Here is an 18,674-nt window from a genome sequence, read left to right on the forward strand (position 1 = left end):
AGCATAAAGCATAAAGGAGGAAGGATGAAACACCCGATCGCATACATACTATCAATATTGGCAGCGGCATTATTTTCCAGTGCGGCACTGGCGGATTTTGAAGGACGCACCAAATGCAGCTCCTGCCACAAATCGCAAGCGAAATCCTGGAAAGACACCGCGCATGCCAAAGCGATGGAATCATTAAAGCCTGGCGCCCGCAAAGAAGCCAAGATCAAAGCGAAGCTGGATCCGGACAAAGACTACACGCAAGATAAAGACTGCGTAGGCTGTCACGTTGACGGCTGGGGTAAGAAAGGCGGCTACACCATTGAAACAGCGAAAAAGCCGCTCGCGGCGGTTGGCTGTGAATCCTGTCATGGCGGCGGCAAGAACTACCGAGGAGATCACCGCAAAGCAGGTCAAGCATTTGAAAGCAAAGGCACCACCACACAGCGTAAAGTGGTTGCAGACAAAGGACAAGACTTTCATTTTGAAGAAGCCTGTGCAGCCTGTCACTTAAACTACGAAGGTTCACCGTGGAAAGGCGCGAAAGCACCGTACACACCGTTCACACCGGAAGTAGACGCGAAATACAAGTTTGACTTTGACAAGATGGTCAAAGACGTCAAAGCGATGCACGAACACTACAAACTGGACGGCACTTTCGTAGGCGAACCGAAATTCAAGTATCACGATGAATTCCAAGCAAGCGCCAAGGAAAAAACAGCGGACAAAAAAGGTAAAGGGAAAGAGTAATGACAGGGATACAAAAAGGAGCGATAGGCACGCTACTGACAGGCGGGTTACTCGGGATATTGCTGGTAGCGGTAGTATTTGGTGGAGAAGCGGCACTCTCAACCGAAGAATTCTGCACCAGTTGTCACTCGATGACCTACACGCAAACGGAACTGAAGCAATCGACGCATTATGGCGCGTTGGGCGTCAATCCTGGCTGCAAGGACTGTCATATACCGCAAGGATTCAAGAACTTTCACTTAGCGCTGTACACCCATGCGGTGGATGGTGCACGGGAACTGTACTTGGAACTGATCAATGACTACTCGACGCTGGAGAAGTTTAACGAGCGGCGATTGATCATGGCGCATGATGCGCGGATGAATCTGAAGAAATGGGACAGTGTGACGTGCAGAGACTGTCATAAAGACCCGAATCCACCGGGAGCGGACGCACAGGAAGCGCACAAGAAGTTAAAGACGGAAGGTGCGACGTGCATAGACTGCCATCAGAATTTAGTGCATGAAGAAGCGCCGATGACGGACTTGAATGCAAGTTTGGCAGCTGGCAAGATGGTGCTGAAGAAAGATGAAGACAGCGATGAAGGTGGAGACGAGGAAGACGAAGAGGATGAAGACGAGGGAGAGGCTGGCGCAAGTGAAGCCGGAGAATCCCAAAGTGATGAAGATGACGAGGATGACGAGGAGTAAGTGGCAGTTATTCTTCTGAAACAGGTTTTGCTTGATATTCAGCGTATTTAAGAAACTGAGTGAGAGCAAGTCTTCAATTAAAGAACCCGTGCAAATTATTTTGTACGGGTTCTTTTCGTTTTAAAAACGCAACTATTTATAAGCCCATGTGGATATAAGCTTAGAAAAATTAAGAAAGGTAAAACATTCGTAAAATATGAGTAGCAATAAAATTGAGTCTTTTGAGCAGCTTGATCTTGCAGCCAATTTGCTGCGCGCTGTATCCGAAGAAGGTTATAAAACACCGACTGATATTCAGGTGCAAGCAATACCGGTCATATTAGCAGGCAAAGATGTGATGGGGGCCGCACAGACAGGGACAGGTAAAACGGCAAGTTTCACCTTACCCATGCTGCAAAGATTGGAAATTCATGCCAACAGCAGCGCTTCCCCAGCCCGTCACTCCGTTCGGGCGTTAATTCTGGTTCCAACAAGGGAACTTGCAATACAAGTCTACGAAAGCGTTAAGGCGTATGGAAAATATTCATTACTGAGATCCACCGTGATTTATGGTGGTGTCAACATTGATACACAGATAGAAGCGCTTCGATCGGGTGTGGAAATTCTGGTAGCGACGCCGGGACGATTAATGGATCATCTCCAGCAAAAAAACCTTGTGCTTTCAAAGGTGGAAATATTCGTACTAGATGAAGCCGACCGGATGCTGGATATGGGTTTCTTGCCAGATATCAAGCAAATAATTGAATTGTTGCCGGAAAAGCGCCAGAACCTGATGTTCTCGGCTACTTTCTCTGAAGAAATCAAGAAACTCGCGAGTAAAATCTTAATTAATCCTGCATCAATCGAGGTTGCAAAACAGAATTCAGTGAGTGATCTGATATCGCATGTTCTGTATCCCGTAGATACAAAGCTGAAGCAAGAATTCTTGGTGGATTTAATTTCGCAGCAAGCATTGCAGCAAGTATTAATTTTTACCAGAACCAAGCACAGTGCTGATCGATTGGCTCAGCAGTTAAGTCGGCGAAACATTACCTGCGCAGCCATTCACGGAGATAGAAATCAATTACAACGCACCAAAGCACTGGAAGAGTTTAAACAAGGTCTGGTCCGAGTACTCGTAGCGACAGACGTCGCGGCGCGGGGATTGGACATTGAAGAACTGACGCACGTGATAAATTTTGAATTGCCGGGTAATCCGGAAGACTATGTACACCGGATCGGGCGTACAGGCCGAGCTGGAAGAAAAGGAACCGCGATTTCGTTAGTCAGCCGGGAAGAAAATAAACTCGTAGCGAGCATTGAAAAACTCATCGGACTGAAGTTAAAAGTAGAACAAGTGAGTAGAAAGGATGACTTAGACTTAATGCAATCATCCGATTCTAAGAATAAAACTGCATTAGCCGGTCCAAAGAGCAAATCCGGTGTGCGCAATCGCGTTGCGAACTCTCAATCTTCAGTGAAAAGCAATGAAGGCATAGCGCCTTTTAACAAAGGGCAGGCAGCAAGAAATACTAATAGAAAAAACAAGGCCAATAAAATAATCGATCCATTATTTACAGAGCCTTATGTTTCAAGTTATCCGGATAACAGTTCGGAATTAGCAAACAACGGCGGGAAAATACATGCAGCAACGCATCGGCAACATTCAAGAAAGCCAGTACCTGCTTTATTCATTTCTCCGGCGATTAGAAATAAGGCGGAATAATTCTCTGCGCATGATTGTACCGGCCAATGTTCAATAAAAAGATTGTGATCAATTTCAGAAAAAGAAAATGTGCGAAAAGGCGGATTTAACAGGAAAGATCGATTTGTTATCGATGTGGAGTAGCGAAGATAACGTATATAATGCCAAATTTCTTAGATTGCAACTATTGTGATTATTAGGCTGAATTAGTAATTTAATCTCCACAATTTCATGTCATTGCCATGCGTCCCATTTTAAAGTCCAGCAAGTTAATCAATGTTTGTTACGATATTCGCGGGCCGGTAATGGATCGTGCCAGACAGATGGAAGATGAAGGCCATCACATCATCAAATTGAACATTGGTAATCCGGCAACATTCGGCTTCGATGTGCCGGAAGAGATTCTGCAGGATGTGATCCGCAATTTGTCAGCGGCTTCCGGTTATTGCGATTCCAAGGGGCTGTTCGCGGCACGCAAAGCGATCATGCATTACACGCAGGAAAAGCAAATCAAGAACGTTCAGCTTGACGACATTTTTATCGGCAACGGCGTATCTGAGCTGGTTGTGCTGACCATGCAAGCGTTGCTCGACAACGGCGACGAAGTATTGATTCCGATGCCGGATTATCCGCTCTGGACAGCGGCGGTGGTACTCTCGGGCGGTGTGGCGCGTCATTATGAATGCAACGAGAAAACCGGCTGGCTGCCCGATCTGGACGACATACGCGCGAAGATCAATCCGAGAACGCGAGCCATCGTCATCATCAATCCGAACAATCCAACCGGTGCGCTGTATCCGAAAGAATTATTGCTCGACATTATCGAGATCGCGCGGCAGCACCAGTTAATCATTTACGCCGACGAGATTTACGACAAGATTCTCTACGAAGACGCAGTACATACATCGATTGCTTCGCTGGCTGACGATGTGTTGTTCATCACGTTTAACGGGCTGTCCAAAAATTATCGCGCAGCAGGTTTTCGCTCGGGGTGGGCGGTGGTATCCGGAGAGAAATCCCATGCGCGTGATTATATTGCCGGACTCAATATGCTGGCTTCGATGCGGTTATGTGCCAATGTGCCATCGCAGTTCGGCATTCAAACCGCGTTGGGCGGCTATCAAAGTATTTACGATCTGACCATGCCGACCGGACGGTTGATGAAACAGCGCGATACCGCCTGGAAACTGCTGACCGATATTCCCGGTGTGAGTTGTTTTAAACCGGAAGCCGCGTTGTATTTGTTTCCGCGGCTGGATCCGGAAATCTATCCGGTGTCAGACGATCAGCAATTGGTGCTCGATTTACTGCTGGAAGAAAAAGTGCTACTGGTGCAAGGCACCGGTTTCAATTGGAAACATCCTGACCACTTTCGCGTGGTGTTTTTGCCGAATACCGACGATCTGACCGAAGCGATTGGCCGCATTGCAAATTTTTTGCATCGCTATCGCAAACGCCTGGGCACTAATTGATAGTTACTCTAATTAGCACTATTCGTAGCTTGTACTGTGTTCTTTATTGCGCTAATTGCCGGTAAATTTTAGGTAGTACTTGAGAGAGCCGGTCTGGCCGGGCGACAATGGCATAATCGCCTCGACCGAATAGATAGGGAAAGTAATCCTGCGCTTGATGATCTATCGTGATTCCAAACACCGATAACCCTGCATGGCGGGCTTCAAAGATAGCTTGACGAGTATCTTCGATACCGTAACGTCCCTCATAATAATCCAGATCGTTCGGTTTGCCGTCGGTTATCAGCAAGATCAGGCGATGGCGCTCCGTGCGCTGATTTAGAAGCTTGCTGATATGACGTAAAGCTGCGCCCATGCGCGTGTAATACCCGGAACGTAATGATGCGATACGCCGAAGTACCCGAGCATCAAACGCATCATTAAAGTCTTTTACTTCGGAGATGCGCACATAATCCCGCTTGCGCGATGTAAATGTGTAAATGGCGAATCTGTCGCGGCATGTAGCGAGGCCTGTCGCAAGGGTAATTAATGCTTCTTTTTCGATATCAAGAACACGTTTTCCACCTATCCAACTGTCTGTAGACAATGAAACATCCATCAGAATCGCTACGCTTAAATCGCGGGATTGCTGCCGTGTATCGAGGTAGACCCGGTCGGAGTACGTGCCGGTTGCATGCAGATCGCATCGTGCGCGCACGAAGGCATCCATATCGAGTTCATTTCCATCCAGTTGGCGACGCAACTTTTCGCGTTTTGGCTGCAATGCCTCAAATTGCCTGCGAATTTTACGAAAACGTTTTTTCGCGTGAGAATCCGGTTCCCAGCGTTCGTTATCTTCAAGCGCGTTCTGGAAAATAATCCGGCATTGCCGGGTGTGATATTGTTTGCGCTTGAAATCCCATTCCGGATAAGCCAGTTCAGCAATCAATATCTCCGGATTGACATCATCCGGAGAAAGATCCAAGTCAAACTTCAATCGAGTGGCAGCGCGTTGTTCATGCGGACTAAGTGTGATTTCTTCAAGCGCCTCGGCAGCATCTTTGGCGGCATCCACTTCGTCGTCTTGCACTGCCCGATTGACATTGACCATTTCCGACCAGCTCATCAATTTTTCGAAACGATTCAATAACAACGGATCATCCCGAGCGCTTTGATCTTGTTTTTTCCGCCGGCTTTTCTTTTTGCGGTGTCTTTCATCGGCTTCAGAATTATTGCCGGCACCGTCATCCAGAACATCCGGGCCGGCATTTGCGGATTCCGGATAAAAATTCACTCTGCCCCACAGCGGGACTGGCAGAAAGGGACGATAATTCCGGGCTGCGCGCCATTGTGTGAAATCGGGCGCCGGTTGCAGGACAGCTTGCAGAAAGACTTCTCCTGCAGAATCTATGCACAATTGATTACCCAGCATTGTTTGAATAACGCTTTCGATACCCTGTTCTTGCGCCGTCAGTGAACGGCGCGGCCGTTGTTCCCGGAGGGCCGCGCAAAGCCTGCGGTAGCTCTGCGCCAAGCCTGGGTAGCACTCGGTGATAGATTGAGTTATCCAGTAAGCCCGATGCAAAAATGCAAGATCGGTTTGTAAAGGATCCTGGAACTTAAGGGGCAGTGAAGATCGGTAATTGCCCGCCGTGGCGAAGAATGCTGCGAGCCAGAAATAATGTTGCCGGTTCAGGTCGTTATCGGGAAAAAAATCCAGCGCTTGCGGCAGCAATACGCGTTCCGCATTGCATTCAACCGGGATCAGCGATTCTTTCATCAGACCGAGGCGCTGCCGCATTGTCAGCCGATGTTCCGAGGATTGCGGCGTTCCTGCAACGATACCTACGCCTGGAGCTCCGCCTAGTCCGCGGAAAAAAATTCCGAGTGCAGTGCGCACATCGTCCAGTGATACCGCCGCTTCCGGATAATGCCGGTAACTGGAAGGTGCGCCAACCATGCGGTGCCATAAACGGCCTGTTTGTTCTTCCAATTCGGTCAATTCAAGCCAATTCATGGCTGGCCGAAGGTTGCGTTGATGAGTTCGAGCAACCCTTGTTTAACTTCCGGGTCGTCGCATAAAGGCTCGACGAGCGCCGCCTCGGCAGCTTGTTGGGGATCCAAGCCATTCTTCAGTAGCGTGGCACAATAAATCAGTAAACGCGTAGATACTACCTCTTCAAGATCAACATCTTTCAAGGCGCGCAACCGTTGCGCCAGCGCAGCGAGAGGGATGCATTGCGGCTCGGGCAAACCGCTTTCGGCCGCAATGATTTCAGCCTCGATAGCCGGCGGCGGGAAATCGAAGCTGATGGAAACGAAGCGCTGGCGCGTGCTGGGTTTCAGGGATTTCAAAATATTCTGATAACCCGGATTGTAGGATACTACCAGCATGAATTGCTGCGGGGCTTCGAGCAATTCTCCGGAGCGTTCCAATGGCAAAATCCGACGGTCATCTGTCAAGGGATGCAGCACTACTGTCACATCTTTGCGAGCTTCCACAATTTCATCCAGATAACAAATGCCACCTTCGCGCACCGCGCGCGTCAACGGTCCATCCATCCACTTAGTTTCGCCGCCTTGCAGCAAATAACGTCCGGTCAAATCCGCCGCTGTCAAATCATCGTGACAGGACACCGTGTGCAATGGCCGTCCCAGACGAGCGGCCATGTGCATGACAAAACGGGTTTTGCCGCAACCGGTCGGTCCTTTGATGAGCAGCGGCAGACCTTCACGATAGGCGGTTTCAAACAGTGCGCATTCATTACCGGTTGGCCGGTAAAATGGAACGAGCGCCGCTCCGGCGGATTGTTGAACGGTACTGTGATCGATCATCAAGCGTTAATGCGCGTAGCTTGGTGACAAGGCTTTTTCGCGCGCGGGCCCTAATGCCGAATAGATGAACAGTAATGCGCCAATGATGAAAAATACTCCGGAACCGAGGCGCAACCAATAAAACAATTCAATTTGCGATTGCACTTGCATGTATCCCATTTCCAGCACGCGTTGCAGGTGCGTTTGCAGGATACCCGCAAATATCAGTGCAAACGTAATGCCGATCATCGCCGTGTTCATGAGCCAGAAACTCCAGATATTCAAGGTTTGGTTAAACGGCTGCAACTTACGCAATGCCGGTAACGCGTAAGTGAAGAACGCCAGGTTCAGCATCACGTAGGCGCCGTAAAAGGCCAAGTGGCCATGCGCAGCGGTCAATTGCGTGCCATGCGTATAGAAATTAATCGATGGGAAGCTGTGCATCAGACCGAGCAATCCGGCGCCGATGAAGGCCATCACCGGGCAACCCAGGCTCCAGAGAATCGCGGCTTTGTTCGGATGGTTCCGGCCGCTTTTCTTGACCAGGTAAAAAGCCCACAGCATCATGGCAAAAAATGGAACGACTTCGAGGAAAGAAAATATGATGCCGATCCAGTGCCAATATTCCGGCGCGCCAATCCAGTAGTAATGATGGCCGGTGCCAAGCAAACCGCTGAATAGCGAAAAACCGACAATCACATACAACCACTTCTCAATCACTTCGCGATCGACACCGGTCAGCTTAATCAGCAGGAACGCCAGCATGGCTGCCATAATCAACTCCCACACACCTTCCACCCATACATGCACGACCCACCACCAGTACAATTTATCGACAGCCAGATTGTCGGGATTGTAAAAAGCGAACATGAAGAAAATGGCTGCACCCCATAAACCCAGCAGCAACACGATCGATACCACCGTTTTGCGCCCTTTGAGCACGGTCATGGTGATATTGTAAATAAATATCAGGAAAGCGATAACCATCAAGATTTTGACCCAAAAAGGCTGTTCCAAAAATTCCCGTCCTTCGTGTACGCCTGACAGGTAACTGCCGACCGCAGCCAATGCGGCAAAGACAAAAACGCCCAATTGCAGCCATGCGAGTTTGGGGCTGTGAATTTCCCTTTCGCTTTCTTCGGGAATCAGAAAATAACTGGCGCCGAAATAACCCAACAGCAGCCAAACCAGCAACGCATTCGTGTGTATCATCCGGATAATATGGAAAGGCGCCGTTTCAGAAAGAAAATTAGGAAACACATAAATGGCGCCTGCCAGCAGACCGGCCAAAACTTGAACCAGAAACAATGCCAAAGCAGCGACAAAATAGGGAAAAGCAAGTCCCTGTGTGTGATATTTCATTACTATGCCTCCATGAAAACGTCTTGATGAATGAATTTGCCTGAAAGATCGCGAGGATTAACCGGATATTCCGGGAGGCCAGCCAAGGGTGTTGATACGGCTTGTCCATTCCAGAAAATCGACTAGATCATCCAGTTCCTGCTCGGTTAAATTGAATTGAGGCATCTGCCGGCGCCCTTCGATACGGGTCGGTTGCGCGCGCATCCAGGCTTTGAGCCCTAACCGGGCGCCTTCCGGGCTTTGTTTGCCGCCGTAACGAATCCAAACATTGCCTAACTCGGGCGCAAAATAAGCGCCTTCTCCAAGCAGTGAATGGCAATTGATGCAGGAATGGCGTTCCCACACATGCTTACCCCGCGCAACCGATTCTGTCAGCGTGGACTCATCGGTGGCTACATTCACCATGTAGAAATGCGTGTGAATGGTTAACGCCGTAAAAACGGCCAGAAAAAAAATAGAACCGCCATAGAAAATATTGCGAGCGGCTGATTTGGTTAAATACTCGGCCATAATGCGCGACTCCTCTTTGACAAACAATGAAAGACCCTTTTACTAAAAAGGTAAATTATCCATAATTATCAAATGGATATATCATTTTCCTAGAATCTTTATCGATTCTAGCCTAAATCATCCGGAATGAGAAGCCGTGTCAGAAAACAGGGAACAAATAAGGAACGGTTTTGCGCTTGACGGAAAATCTTATCAGGGACTTGCTTGAAATGAGGAGGGGCAAACAATTAAGTTGCTGTAATTCGGGTGAGTGTTCACACGGACAGAGCCGCCAAACGCCGGACCGCTATTATCGTATATAATCGCGTTCATTCCATAACTTGTTTTTATTCTTAAATTTATGAAACCCATACAAATTGGCTTATTAGGTATCGGCACGGTGGGAGGCGGAACCTATACCGTTTTGAAACGCAATCAAGAAGAAATCGCGCGCCGCGCGGGTAGGGAAATCGTCATCAAAATGATTGCCGATACCAATCTGGAAAGAGCGCGCAGCCTGGCCGATGCCAACGTCATTGTGACTTCCGACGGTCATGAAATTACCCGGAATCCGGAGATCGATATTGTCGTTGAGTTGATCGGCGGCCAAACCATTGCCAAGGAGTTGATTCTGGAAGCGATTGCCAACGGTAAACACGTGGTGACCGCGAACAAAGCGCTGCTGGCTAATCACGGTACCGAAATTTTCGCCGCTGCACGCGCCAAAGGCGTGATCGTCGCGTTCGAAGCGGCGGTGGCGGGCGGTATTCCGATTATCAAAGCGTTGCGCGAAGGATTGACGGCCAATCGCATCACCTGGATCGCCGGCATCATCAACGGCACCTCGAATTTCATCTTGTCGGAAATGCGCGACAAAGGCCTGTCGTTTGAAACGGTGCTGGCGCAAGCGCAAAAACTCGGTTATGCCGAAGCTGATCCGACGTACGATATTGAAGGCATCGACGCCGCGCACAAAATTACTTTGATGTCGGCGATTGCGTTCGGTATTCCGGTGCAATTCAGTAAGGTTTACATTGAAGGCATTACCAAGCTGACCGGCGAAGACATCCGCTACGCCGAAGAACTCGGTTATCGCATTAAACTGCTCGGCATTACCAGGCGTGTCGAGAAAGGCATCGAATTGCGTGTGCATCCAACGTTGATTCCGATCAAGCGTTTGATCGCCAATGTCGAAGGCGTGATGAATGCGATTGTGGTCAAAGGCGATGCCGTCGGTGCGACACTGTATTACGGCGCCGGCGCCGGTTCGGAACCGACCGCGAGTTCGGTGATTGCCGATCTGGTCGATATCACGCGTCTGCATACCGCCGATCCGAAGCATCGCGTACCGCCGCTGTCGTTCCAGCCGGACTTGCTGTCCGATACACCGGTGATTCCGATGGAAGACGTGGAGACTTCGTATTATCTACGCATCCAAGTGGTCGATAAACCCGGCGTGATGGCGGAAATCACGCGCATCGTCGCGGAGCAGAATATCTCGATCAGCGCGTTGCTGCAAAAAGAGGCGAGCGACGAGTCCGATCAAGTCAGCGTCATCATGTTGACGCATTTGACGGTTGAGAAAAACATCAACGCAGCCATCAACCGCATCGAAGCGCTGCCGGTCGTTACCGGTAAGGTGTTCCGCTTGCGTATCGAAGAATTGAATAATTAATGTGAAATCCGGCGGCAACGCGGCAAACTGCTTCGATGGCGTTTGCCGCATCCCCGGCCTTTCGCTGCTGTATAACCTGAAGAGACCAATCATGCGTTATATTTCCACCCGCGGTGGCATGCCGCCCAAATCCTTTTCTGAAATCCTGTTGAGCGGCCTGTCGCCCGACGGCGGACTGGCGATACCGGAAGCGTATCCACAAATCACGTCAGCGGAACTTGCTGCATGGCGGAATTTAAGTTATCCGGCCTTGGCGTTTGAAATCCTGTCGCGTTTCGTCGACGATATTCCAGCGGACGATTTGCGCAACATCATCAACCAGACCTATACCGCCGAAGTGTTCGGCACACCGGATATCACGCCGCTGAAAACGCTGGAGCCGGGGTTGCATATTTTGGGATTGTCGAACGGCCCAACGCTGGCGTTCAAAGACATCGCGATGCAATTGCTCGGTAATCTGTTTCAGTATCAATTGGGTAAAACCGGCGACGAATTGAACATTCTCGGTGCCACTTCGGGTGACACCGGCTCCAGCGCCGAATACGCGATGCGCGGCAAACGCGGCATCCGCGTGTTCATGCTGTCGCCGCTCGGTAAAATGAGCCGCTTTCAGACTGCGCAAATGTTCTCGTTGCAAGACAAAAATATTTTCAACATCGCCATTCGCGGCGTATTCGACGATTGCCAGGACATCGTCAAAGCAGTCAGCAACGACCATGCTTACAAAGAAGCGCATCGCATCGGCACGGTCAATTCGATCAACTGGGCGCGCATCGTCGCGCAAGTGGTGTATTACTTCAAAGGCTATTTCGCTGCGACCAAAACCAACGATGAGCAAGTGTCGTTCGCCGTCCCATCCGGCAATTTCGGCAACATCTGCGCCGGACATGTCGCCCGCATGATGGGATTGCCGATCAAACGCTTGATCCTCGCAACCAACGAAAACGACGTGCTCGATGAATTTTTCCGCACCGGCGTGTATCGTCCGCGTACGACTACTGAAACCCAACACACCAGCAGCCCGTCGATGGATATTTCCAAAGCCTCCAACTTCGAGCGTTTCATCTTCGATCTGACCGGACGCAACGCGCAACAGGTTAGGGAATTGTGGTCAGCAGTCGATCAAGGCAAGCCTTTCGATTTATCGCAAACGCCGCTGTTCGCGAAAATCCAGGATTACGGCTTCGTCTCAGGCAGTAGCAACCACGCCGCACGCATCACCACCATCCGCGACATCTACCAACGCTATCACGTGTTGGTAGACACGCACACCGCCGATGGCCTCAAAGTCGGCCAAGCGCACCGCGAAACCGGCGTGCCGCTGATTTGCCTGGAAACCGCACTACCGGCGAAATTCGCTGAGAGCATCGTTGAAGCGATCGGCCGCGAACCGGAACGCCCAACGGGTTTCGAGAACCTGGAAAGCTTGCCGCAACGGTTTGTGGTGAAGGATGCCGATGTGGCGGCGGTGAAGGCGTATATTGATGAATTCAGTGGGGCGCAATAGCATTGCACCGGATGCTTGATGGTGCAATGCGCTATGCTTATTGGCACCTTATGAGTATGGTAGTTGGAAAAATTTTTGAACTTCAATTAGTGCGAAGTATAGAGAGTATTGGAGTCCCTGTTGTAATACTGCCTTATTCAACTTAAGAAAGTCGTAAGATGCTTATTATGAATAAATCTGAAATAATAAAAGTGCTTTCATTGATTGCCAAAGAGAGCGCTAATGAAAGTAAACGATATGGAGCTCATTATTACGAACACGACAGCGGAAAATATCGTTCTTGTCCTGAAATGTTTATTGTTCACTCAGTATTAAATAAGCTAAGAATAGCCGGTTATGGTGTTACTGCAGAAGCACTCCAGGGAGGAATATGGAAACTTGCGGGGGAGGAAAATACCGCCCCCGAAGGGACAGAACGTTATCGATACGACCTTGCAATCTGGAAATCTGCTGAAACCCCTATAATGTTATGTGAATTTAAATGGCATTTCCGTTCATCAGATTTTCATAAAGATGCAGAAAATTTGGTTGTGGCCCAGAAGAAATTGAGGGCGGTTCCTGTCATAGTGCTTTTAGCAGTAGAACCTAACAAAGATCGCCTCGGCAAGATCTTAACCGCTGAAGAACAATTTATGGAAGATAAATATGGACTGCTCAGGAAAGAACGTAGCCAAGTAAAAAGCACTCCAACATATTTCTGCGGTAGAGTAAATAAAAATGATTGTTCGTATACCCAAGTTTCAGCTATGGCTCTGAAAGCATAAGGAGTGAATGGATTGCATTTTGATACACTATTTCCATGGTCACAAATCCACAAGGTTGTGTTTTGATATGACGCTGTATAAGAATCAAATTTACCGATGATTGTCTACTACTTCACGTCTTCTGAATTCGCGCTAAAAGCCCTGCGTGACCGCCGGTTAAAAATTGCACGCATAATGAACTGAACGATCCATTTAAATTTCGTATCACCGATTCTTGCTTCATTCTATTAGAAGCAGGAAGGTCGTAAGTCGGAAGCGGCGTTAGCGGTGTTCCGGTATTCCAACGAATATATCCTCACCGGCTATTCTCCATGTAGAAACTGAGCTCGCGAAGCCCACGGCAGGATGCGTGAGTTGGGAAAACCCTTGCCAGATCACATAATGCCCGGGATTATGCGAACAAGCCGGGCTAGTCGATGGCTTCGACTGTGACGATATCGCTAAAACGTTCAAAATCCTTGGTGTTATGGGTATGGCTGGAATACTGTAAGCCAGCATTGTGGCGACGATATTGGCGTCGTGGACTTTTTTGCCGCTGATTTCGTAGCGCGTCATCAAGTTCAGGAGTTTTTCTGTTACCGCTAAACTGTCATCGGCGACGTTGAATTGTTCCAGGAATTGGTTTATCTGGGCCAGAACTGTTTGTTTCGGCACTGCACCGAAGGCCTGCGGCCGGGTCAAGGTGGCCAGGTATTCCCGGATCACCTGACGGCTTATCCAGAGTTCCCGTCCGTCTTCAAAGGCGGTTGTGATAGCAGTCAGGGCGTTTTTATGGAGCGGTGCTTCCAGCACATTGGCGTACACCAGTGTGTTGGTGTCGATGAACAGCGCGCCGTCAGCGGCCATCGTTTTCGTACATATCTTCGCGGTGCAGACTCAAGTCTTCCGGCCATTTGCCTACGCTGACCACAGGAAAAACCAGCGGTTTCTTGGCCTCGTTTGCCGCTGTTTGTTGTTCCATCCGCGTTTTTAAGAAATCGACGAAATCCTCGACTTCCGCGATCCGGTCGGTAGGGAGCGACCTTATTTTGTCGATCAACGCTTGAGTGTCTTGCTTACCAGTTGCCATCATTATTCTCCACTCAACTTAATTCACCCAAAAAATAGCTTCAGCATAAGGGAATTCCAGAATACGTAATTTTGCTGCATCCTAACATATATGTGTTGATACCCACTCAAACTAAAAAACTTCCGGAAAAACCTGAGCGTTTCAGAATTCATTCCCTCGGCTGTTATCGACATCTTCCGGACTCACCAGACTGCCGGCATTGCCCCATGCATTCCGGATGTAAGATACCACCTGGGCGATTTCAATGTCGCGGATGAAATGCTGATAGGGCGGCATGCCGTAAGGTCTCGGATTGCCCGCCGTGGCAGGCGGGTAGCCGCCATACAGCACGCTGCGGATGGTGTTCAGCGGGGGATTCATGGTCACGTTGCGGTTTCCTGCCAGCGGGGGGTATATTTTGGGCGTGCCTTCCCCGGATTTGCCGTGACAATCTTGGCAGTGTTTTTCATAGACCGCCTCCCCGAGAGCCAGGTATTGGCGTACCTGTTCCGGCATTTTCCGGGCTTTTCGAGGCGCTTGGGCATGGTCTTGCTTCTCGCCCAGCGACTGAAGGTAAACCGCTATCGAACGCATGTCCTCATCCGATAGATATTGCAGACTTTGCCGGACAATCGTGGCCATCGGGCCGGAAGTCACGGCATGGCCGTTTATCCCGGTGGACAGCAGCTCGACGATGTCCTCGATCGGCCATTCACCTACGCCGGCTTCCAGCGGGGATATCAAGGAGGGCGCGTACCAGTAGGTTCCCACGATTTTGCTGCCGCTGAGCTTATCGTCCTGGCTGGCTCCCCAGACATTGCGGGGGGTATGGCAGGCGTTACAGTGTCCGAGTCCCTGAACCAGATAATTACCCCGGTTCCATTCATCGCTTTTTGATTTATCCGGTTGATAGACGCCTTCCTTGAAATACCATTTCCGCCAGAGAAACAGGAGTGTCTGGTTATCGTAAGGCGGGCGTATCTTGTGCGGTGGATTGGTTTGCGCGACGGGCGGCAGTGAGCGTAAATACGCGAAAATCGCATCGGCGTCCGGCCGGGTAACCTTGGTGTATTCGGTATACGGAAAAGCCGGGTACAAATAGCGGCCATCCTTCGATTTTCCATGATGCAACGCTTGCCAGAAATCCTCGCCGCTCCAACGGCCGATCCCGGTTTCATTATCCGGCGTGATGTTTGAAGTGATGAATTCACCGAAAGGCGTATTCAGCTTACGCCCGCCCGCATAAGGTTCTCCACCCCGCATGGTATGACATCCCATGCAATTGCCTGCGCGGGTAAGGTACTCTCCGCGCCGGACTTGTTCCGCATCGGAATCAGCCGGTATCTGAGCCGATGCCGCTTGCGCCAGAAACAGCAAACCACCCGCAACAACGATGGTTCGCCATTTGCTCGTAAACCCTGCCGCGCTTGCATTTCTCATCGTGACACCTCCTTCACGGACAAAATAGTCCGGCAGCGTTGCGCCAGTTCCGGGGTCAGCGCATCCGCTCCGGCCGGTTGCCCCGATACCGGCAGTCCGGGCAGCCACAGTGCCAGTGCATTGACTTCTTCTTGTGTCAGTTTTTTTGCAATTTCCGACATGCAGTCGGGTATTTGGCCGCGCATGATCCCGCCATTGCGCCAGCCACCGAACTGTGCGGCCAGATAGGCATGCGGCAAGCCCAGCAGACCGGGAATGGCCGGTTGCATGCCCATCAGCGCTTCGCCATGGCAGGCGCTGCATGCCGGAAGATCGCGCTCGGGGTCGCCGGAATACATCAGTGTTTCCACGGATTTTGTTTCATCGGGTGACAGGGCGGGCACTACCGGCTCCGGATGTGTGTAGGGTTGGTCAGCAAAATACTCCGCGATTTCCCGCATGTATTCATCCGAGAGGTTTTCGAGCAAAATGGCCATCGGCTGATAAAAGCGCCGTCCATCGCGGAAATTACGCAACTGATTATAGAGATAACCGGCCGGTTTGCCGGCAATACGCGGGAAATAGGCATCCCGGTCTATCAAGTCGGCATCTCGATGACAGATGATGCAAGGCTTGATCCGTTCATCCAGGTTATCGGGTATTTTGGACGACGCCGGTTCGACAGCGCTTGCCAGACCGGTAATCATTGTTAACAAGAGGAAAATAAAGAACTTCATTGATGCGTGAATCCCTGAAAAATAATTAAAATACCGGTAATTCTCCGTCAGTAACCAGCATGCGGAATTGCAAAGTGGCAGTTTATATCACTAGTTGTAATCCAAACAACCGGATGATAAACCTGGTTAATCGCATCTCAGTCCGCTGCCAGTACCCGAACATGCGCCGCCACGCAGCGCGCCAGCGATTTCAATTCATAGCCGCCTTCCAACGCTGAGACGATGCGGCCTTGTGAGTATTTCGCGGCGATCGCTTTGATTTGCCGCGTGATCCACACGTAATCGCCGTCTTCCAGATTCAGTTGCGCCATGTCGTCATCCTCGTGCGCATCGAATCCGGCGGAGACGAAAATCATCTCCGGCCTGAAGCGGTCGAGCGCCGGCAGCCAGTGGTCGGTTACTGCCTGGCGGAATACGCCGCCATTACTGCCGCGCGGCAGCGGCACGTTGATCATGCGCTCGGTCGCGCTGCCGGCGCCGCTGTAGGGGTAGAAAGGGTGCTGGAATGTCGAGCACAGCATGACGTGCGGGTTGCCACGGAAAATCTCCTCGCTGCCGTTACCGTGATGCACGTCGAAATCCAGGATGGCAACGCGCTGCAGGTGATGATGCGCGATGGCATGCGCCACCCCCACTGCGATATTGTTGAATAAACAAAAACCCATGGCGCGATCGGATTCGGCGTGATGGCCGGGCGGGCGAACGGCGCAGAACGCATTGTTCACCGTACCGGCCAGCACCAGATCGGCCGCCAGAATGACAGCGCCAGCAGCGTGTAAGGCAGCGCTCAAGGAAAACGGATTCATCGCGGTGTCGGCGTCTAATGCCACGATCCCGGCAGCCGGGGAAGCCTGGCGGATGCTGTCGATGTAGTCCGCAATGTGCACCCGCGCCAACTGGTCTGTCGTAGCCAGCGGCGCGTCGTAACGTTGCAGTTGTTCCAGCAACCCGGCGGTTTTCAGTTCATTCTCGATGGCGATTAACCGCTGCGGGCATTCCGGGTGGAACGATCCCATATTGTGCTTGAGGCAATCCGGATGGGTGATATACGCTGTTGGCACGCTATTTTCCGATTCCAAGTAAATTCAAAGTCAGTGTGGCGATCATACTCGCGTTTGCGGGTGGTCTCAAAATGCAAAGTTTATTCAATTAACCGGGTATACCGTGATAAATTATCAGCAATCCGGTTTTTTTGTGTAATGGTATATTTTCGTCATATCAAATGGGGAGTCATTGATGAACGAGTTTATTGGCAACATGTTGAAATTTCTTTCGATTGAGTCGCTGATGGAAAAAGGCTGGCTGGAGTTGACGCAAATCACGATGCCGCTTTTTCTGTTATTTCTGGTGTTTTTCGGGTTGAGTTTCTATATTCAACATAAGCGATGGAAAGCAGTCGCGTCGGTCATTTGCGCGCTGGTTGCGTTTGTCTATTTGCCGTATGAGTTTTACCGCCAGTCAATGGTATCCGCCCGGGCGCATGCCAATGTCGGTGAGGTTCAGGGGAATTTGCAGGAATTTCTGGATTCCGCCAGTCTGGCGCATGCCAAAGGCATCGTGGATAAAGAAGCGGCCGCAAGCGTATTGGATGAAATGATTCATGGCATCAAGCCGGATAAGAAGAAGGAATTGATTTTGATTTCCTGGCTGGTGGCGGAAAATGAGAAAAACGCGCTCGCGCAAATTGACGGCAAGCAAAAAACGCTGGCTGACGATCTCAAATCCGATTTGGCGGCGGCCAAAACGGAGATTATCGATTCGCGTCCGCCTGTCGATAAAATTTCCGAAACTATCGTGCGCAAGCTGGACGATGATGTCAAAGTGCTGGTCGAAAAGAAAATGCAAGCTTTCAAGGAGGAGCTCGACGGTTCCCTGGATAGCTTTAAAGACGGCATCAACACCTTCGTGCAAGCAGAACTGAATAATTACCAGACTAAATTGGCGGGTATTACGCAGCAAAATGTCGATGAACTGAGAAATGTTTCCAACCGGGTTAACCAGGCACTTACCGAGCAGGTTAGAAAAATCAATCAAGAATCATTGAAAAAACTGGATGACACCAAAGAAAGCATCGAGGGACTCGGCGCCGCTTCGGATAGCGGCTTGCGAAACATTACGCAACAAATGAAGCAATTGTCGGCAGCTATCGAAACCGCTCAAAAGGTTGCGCAAAAACGAAATGAAATCCTGTTTGAGTATAACGAATGTATGCGAACGACGGGGGTATTGGATCTGGGTGGTAAAGGCGAACAATGCAAATCCAAGTATCAGCAGGATTTGTCTGGTTTGAAATAGTC

At 50.2% G+C, this 18,674-nt stretch carries 17 protein-coding genes; 8 read left to right on the plus strand and 9 right to left on the minus strand.

Translation table 11 applies throughout. The features are described from left to right. Positions 1–24 precede the first annotated feature (24 nt). From cycA to RBH92_RS01560, 4 genes are all read left to right on the plus strand, one after another. On the plus strand, positions 25–738 hold the full coding sequence (cycA, locus tag RBH92_RS01545) for a cytochrome c-550 CycA (protein ID WP_307931834.1): 714 nt from the start codon (positions 25–27) through the stop codon (positions 736–738). Then, on the plus strand, positions 738–1,427 hold the full coding sequence (locus RBH92_RS01550; RefSeq protein WP_307932965.1) for a NapC/NirT family cytochrome c: 690 nt from the start codon (positions 738–740) through the stop codon (positions 1,425–1,427). Before cycA ends, RBH92_RS01550 begins: the two co-directional genes overlap by 1 nt. Positions 1,428–1,623: 196 nt before the next feature. Next, complete coding sequence (locus RBH92_RS01555) at positions 1,624–3,132, plus strand: DEAD/DEAH box helicase (RefSeq protein ID WP_307932966.1); 1,509 nt, start codon at positions 1,624–1,626, stop codon at positions 3,130–3,132. 221 nt (positions 3,133–3,353) lie between these two features. Further along, on the plus strand, positions 3,354–4,583 hold the full coding sequence (locus tag RBH92_RS01560) for a pyridoxal phosphate-dependent aminotransferase (protein ID WP_292924061.1): 1,230 nt from the start codon (positions 3,354–3,356) through the stop codon (positions 4,581–4,583). A gap of 43 nt (positions 4,584–4,626) precedes the next feature. Here the strand turns inward: RBH92_RS01560 and RBH92_RS01565 are convergent, their stop codons facing one another. The 4 genes from RBH92_RS01565 to RBH92_RS01580 are packed head-to-tail and all read right to left on the minus strand — an operon-like array spanning position 4,627 to position 9,248. Further along, a complete protein-coding gene (locus RBH92_RS01565) occupies positions 4,627–6,579 on the minus strand; it encodes a nitric oxide reductase activation protein NorD (RefSeq protein ID WP_307932967.1) in 1,953 nt (650 codons plus the stop codon). Further along, positions 6,576–7,397 carry a CbbQ/NirQ/NorQ/GpvN family protein gene (locus RBH92_RS01570; protein WP_307932968.1) on the minus strand — a complete coding sequence of 274 codons (822 nt, stop codon included), beginning with the start codon at positions 7,395–7,397 and terminating at the stop codon, positions 6,576–6,578. The genes RBH92_RS01565 and RBH92_RS01570 overlap by 4 nt, the downstream gene beginning before the upstream one ends. A gap of 6 nt (positions 7,398–7,403) precedes the next feature. After that, entirely contained in the window at positions 7,404–8,738 is a 1,335-nt protein-coding gene (locus tag RBH92_RS01575; protein WP_307932969.1) for a cbb3-type cytochrome c oxidase subunit I, read from the minus strand. 57 nt (positions 8,739–8,795) lie between these two features. Next, a complete protein-coding gene (locus tag RBH92_RS01580; protein ID WP_107804351.1) occupies positions 8,796–9,248 on the minus strand; it encodes a c-type cytochrome in 453 nt (150 codons plus the stop codon). Between the two features lie 340 nt (positions 9,249–9,588). On the opposite strand from RBH92_RS01580, the gene RBH92_RS01585 reads away from it, so the two are divergent. The 3 genes from RBH92_RS01585 (at position 9,589) to RBH92_RS01595 (ending at position 13,173) form a co-directional block, all read left to right on the plus strand. Continuing rightward, positions 9,589–10,902 carry a homoserine dehydrogenase gene (locus tag RBH92_RS01585; RefSeq protein ID WP_307932970.1) on the plus strand — a complete coding sequence of 438 codons (1,314 nt, stop codon included), beginning with the start codon at positions 9,589–9,591 and terminating at the stop codon, positions 10,900–10,902. A gap of 91 nt (positions 10,903–10,993) precedes the next feature. Continuing rightward, a complete protein-coding gene (thrC, locus tag RBH92_RS01590; RefSeq protein WP_307932971.1) occupies positions 10,994–12,409 on the plus strand; it encodes a threonine synthase in 1,416 nt (471 codons plus the stop codon). 167 nt (positions 12,410–12,576) lie between these two features. Then, positions 12,577–13,173: a hypothetical protein gene (locus RBH92_RS01595; RefSeq protein WP_307932972.1), complete on the plus strand. Its 597-nt coding sequence runs from the start codon at positions 12,577–12,579 to the stop codon at positions 13,171–13,173. A gap of 261 nt (positions 13,174–13,434) precedes the next feature. On the opposite strand, the gene RBH92_RS01600 is transcribed toward RBH92_RS01595, so the two are convergent. The 5 genes from RBH92_RS01600 to RBH92_RS01620 form a co-directional block, all read right to left on the minus strand. Further along, positions 13,435–14,019 carry a type II toxin-antitoxin system VapC family toxin gene (locus tag RBH92_RS01600; protein ID WP_307932973.1) on the minus strand — a complete coding sequence of 195 codons (585 nt, stop codon included), beginning with the start codon at positions 14,017–14,019 and terminating at the stop codon, positions 13,435–13,437. Next, the gene (locus RBH92_RS01605) at positions 14,009–14,245 is read right to left on the minus strand and encodes a DUF2281 domain-containing protein (protein WP_307932974.1); all 237 of its coding nucleotides are present in this window, start codon (positions 14,243–14,245) and stop codon (positions 14,009–14,011) included. The genes RBH92_RS01600 and RBH92_RS01605 overlap by 11 nt, the downstream gene beginning before the upstream one ends. Positions 14,246–14,383: 138 nt before the next feature. Then, positions 14,384–15,661, minus strand: coding sequence for a cytochrome c (locus RBH92_RS01610; RefSeq protein ID WP_307932975.1), 1,278 nt, complete (start codon positions 15,659–15,661; stop codon positions 14,384–14,386). After that, the gene (locus tag RBH92_RS01615) at positions 15,658–16,377 is read right to left on the minus strand and encodes a c-type cytochrome (RefSeq protein WP_307932976.1); all 720 of its coding nucleotides are present in this window, start codon (positions 16,375–16,377) and stop codon (positions 15,658–15,660) included. The genes RBH92_RS01610 and RBH92_RS01615 overlap by 4 nt, the downstream gene beginning before the upstream one ends. 137 nt (positions 16,378–16,514) lie before the next feature. Beyond that, positions 16,515–17,438 carry a histone deacetylase family protein gene (locus RBH92_RS01620; RefSeq protein ID WP_307932977.1) on the minus strand — a complete coding sequence of 308 codons (924 nt, stop codon included), beginning with the start codon at positions 17,436–17,438 and terminating at the stop codon, positions 16,515–16,517. Between the two features lie 175 nt (positions 17,439–17,613). Between RBH92_RS01620 and RBH92_RS01625 the strand changes: the two genes are divergently transcribed. Beyond that, on the plus strand, positions 17,614–18,672 hold the full coding sequence (locus RBH92_RS01625) for a hypothetical protein (protein ID WP_307932978.1): 1,059 nt from the start codon (positions 17,614–17,616) through the stop codon (positions 18,670–18,672). The last annotated feature ends 2 nt before the right edge of the window (positions 18,673–18,674 follow it).

The sequence above is a fragment of the Nitrosomonas sp. sh817 genome (genome assembly GCF_030908545.1).
Classification (GTDB): domain Bacteria; phylum Pseudomonadota; class Gammaproteobacteria; order Burkholderiales; family Nitrosomonadaceae; genus Nitrosomonas.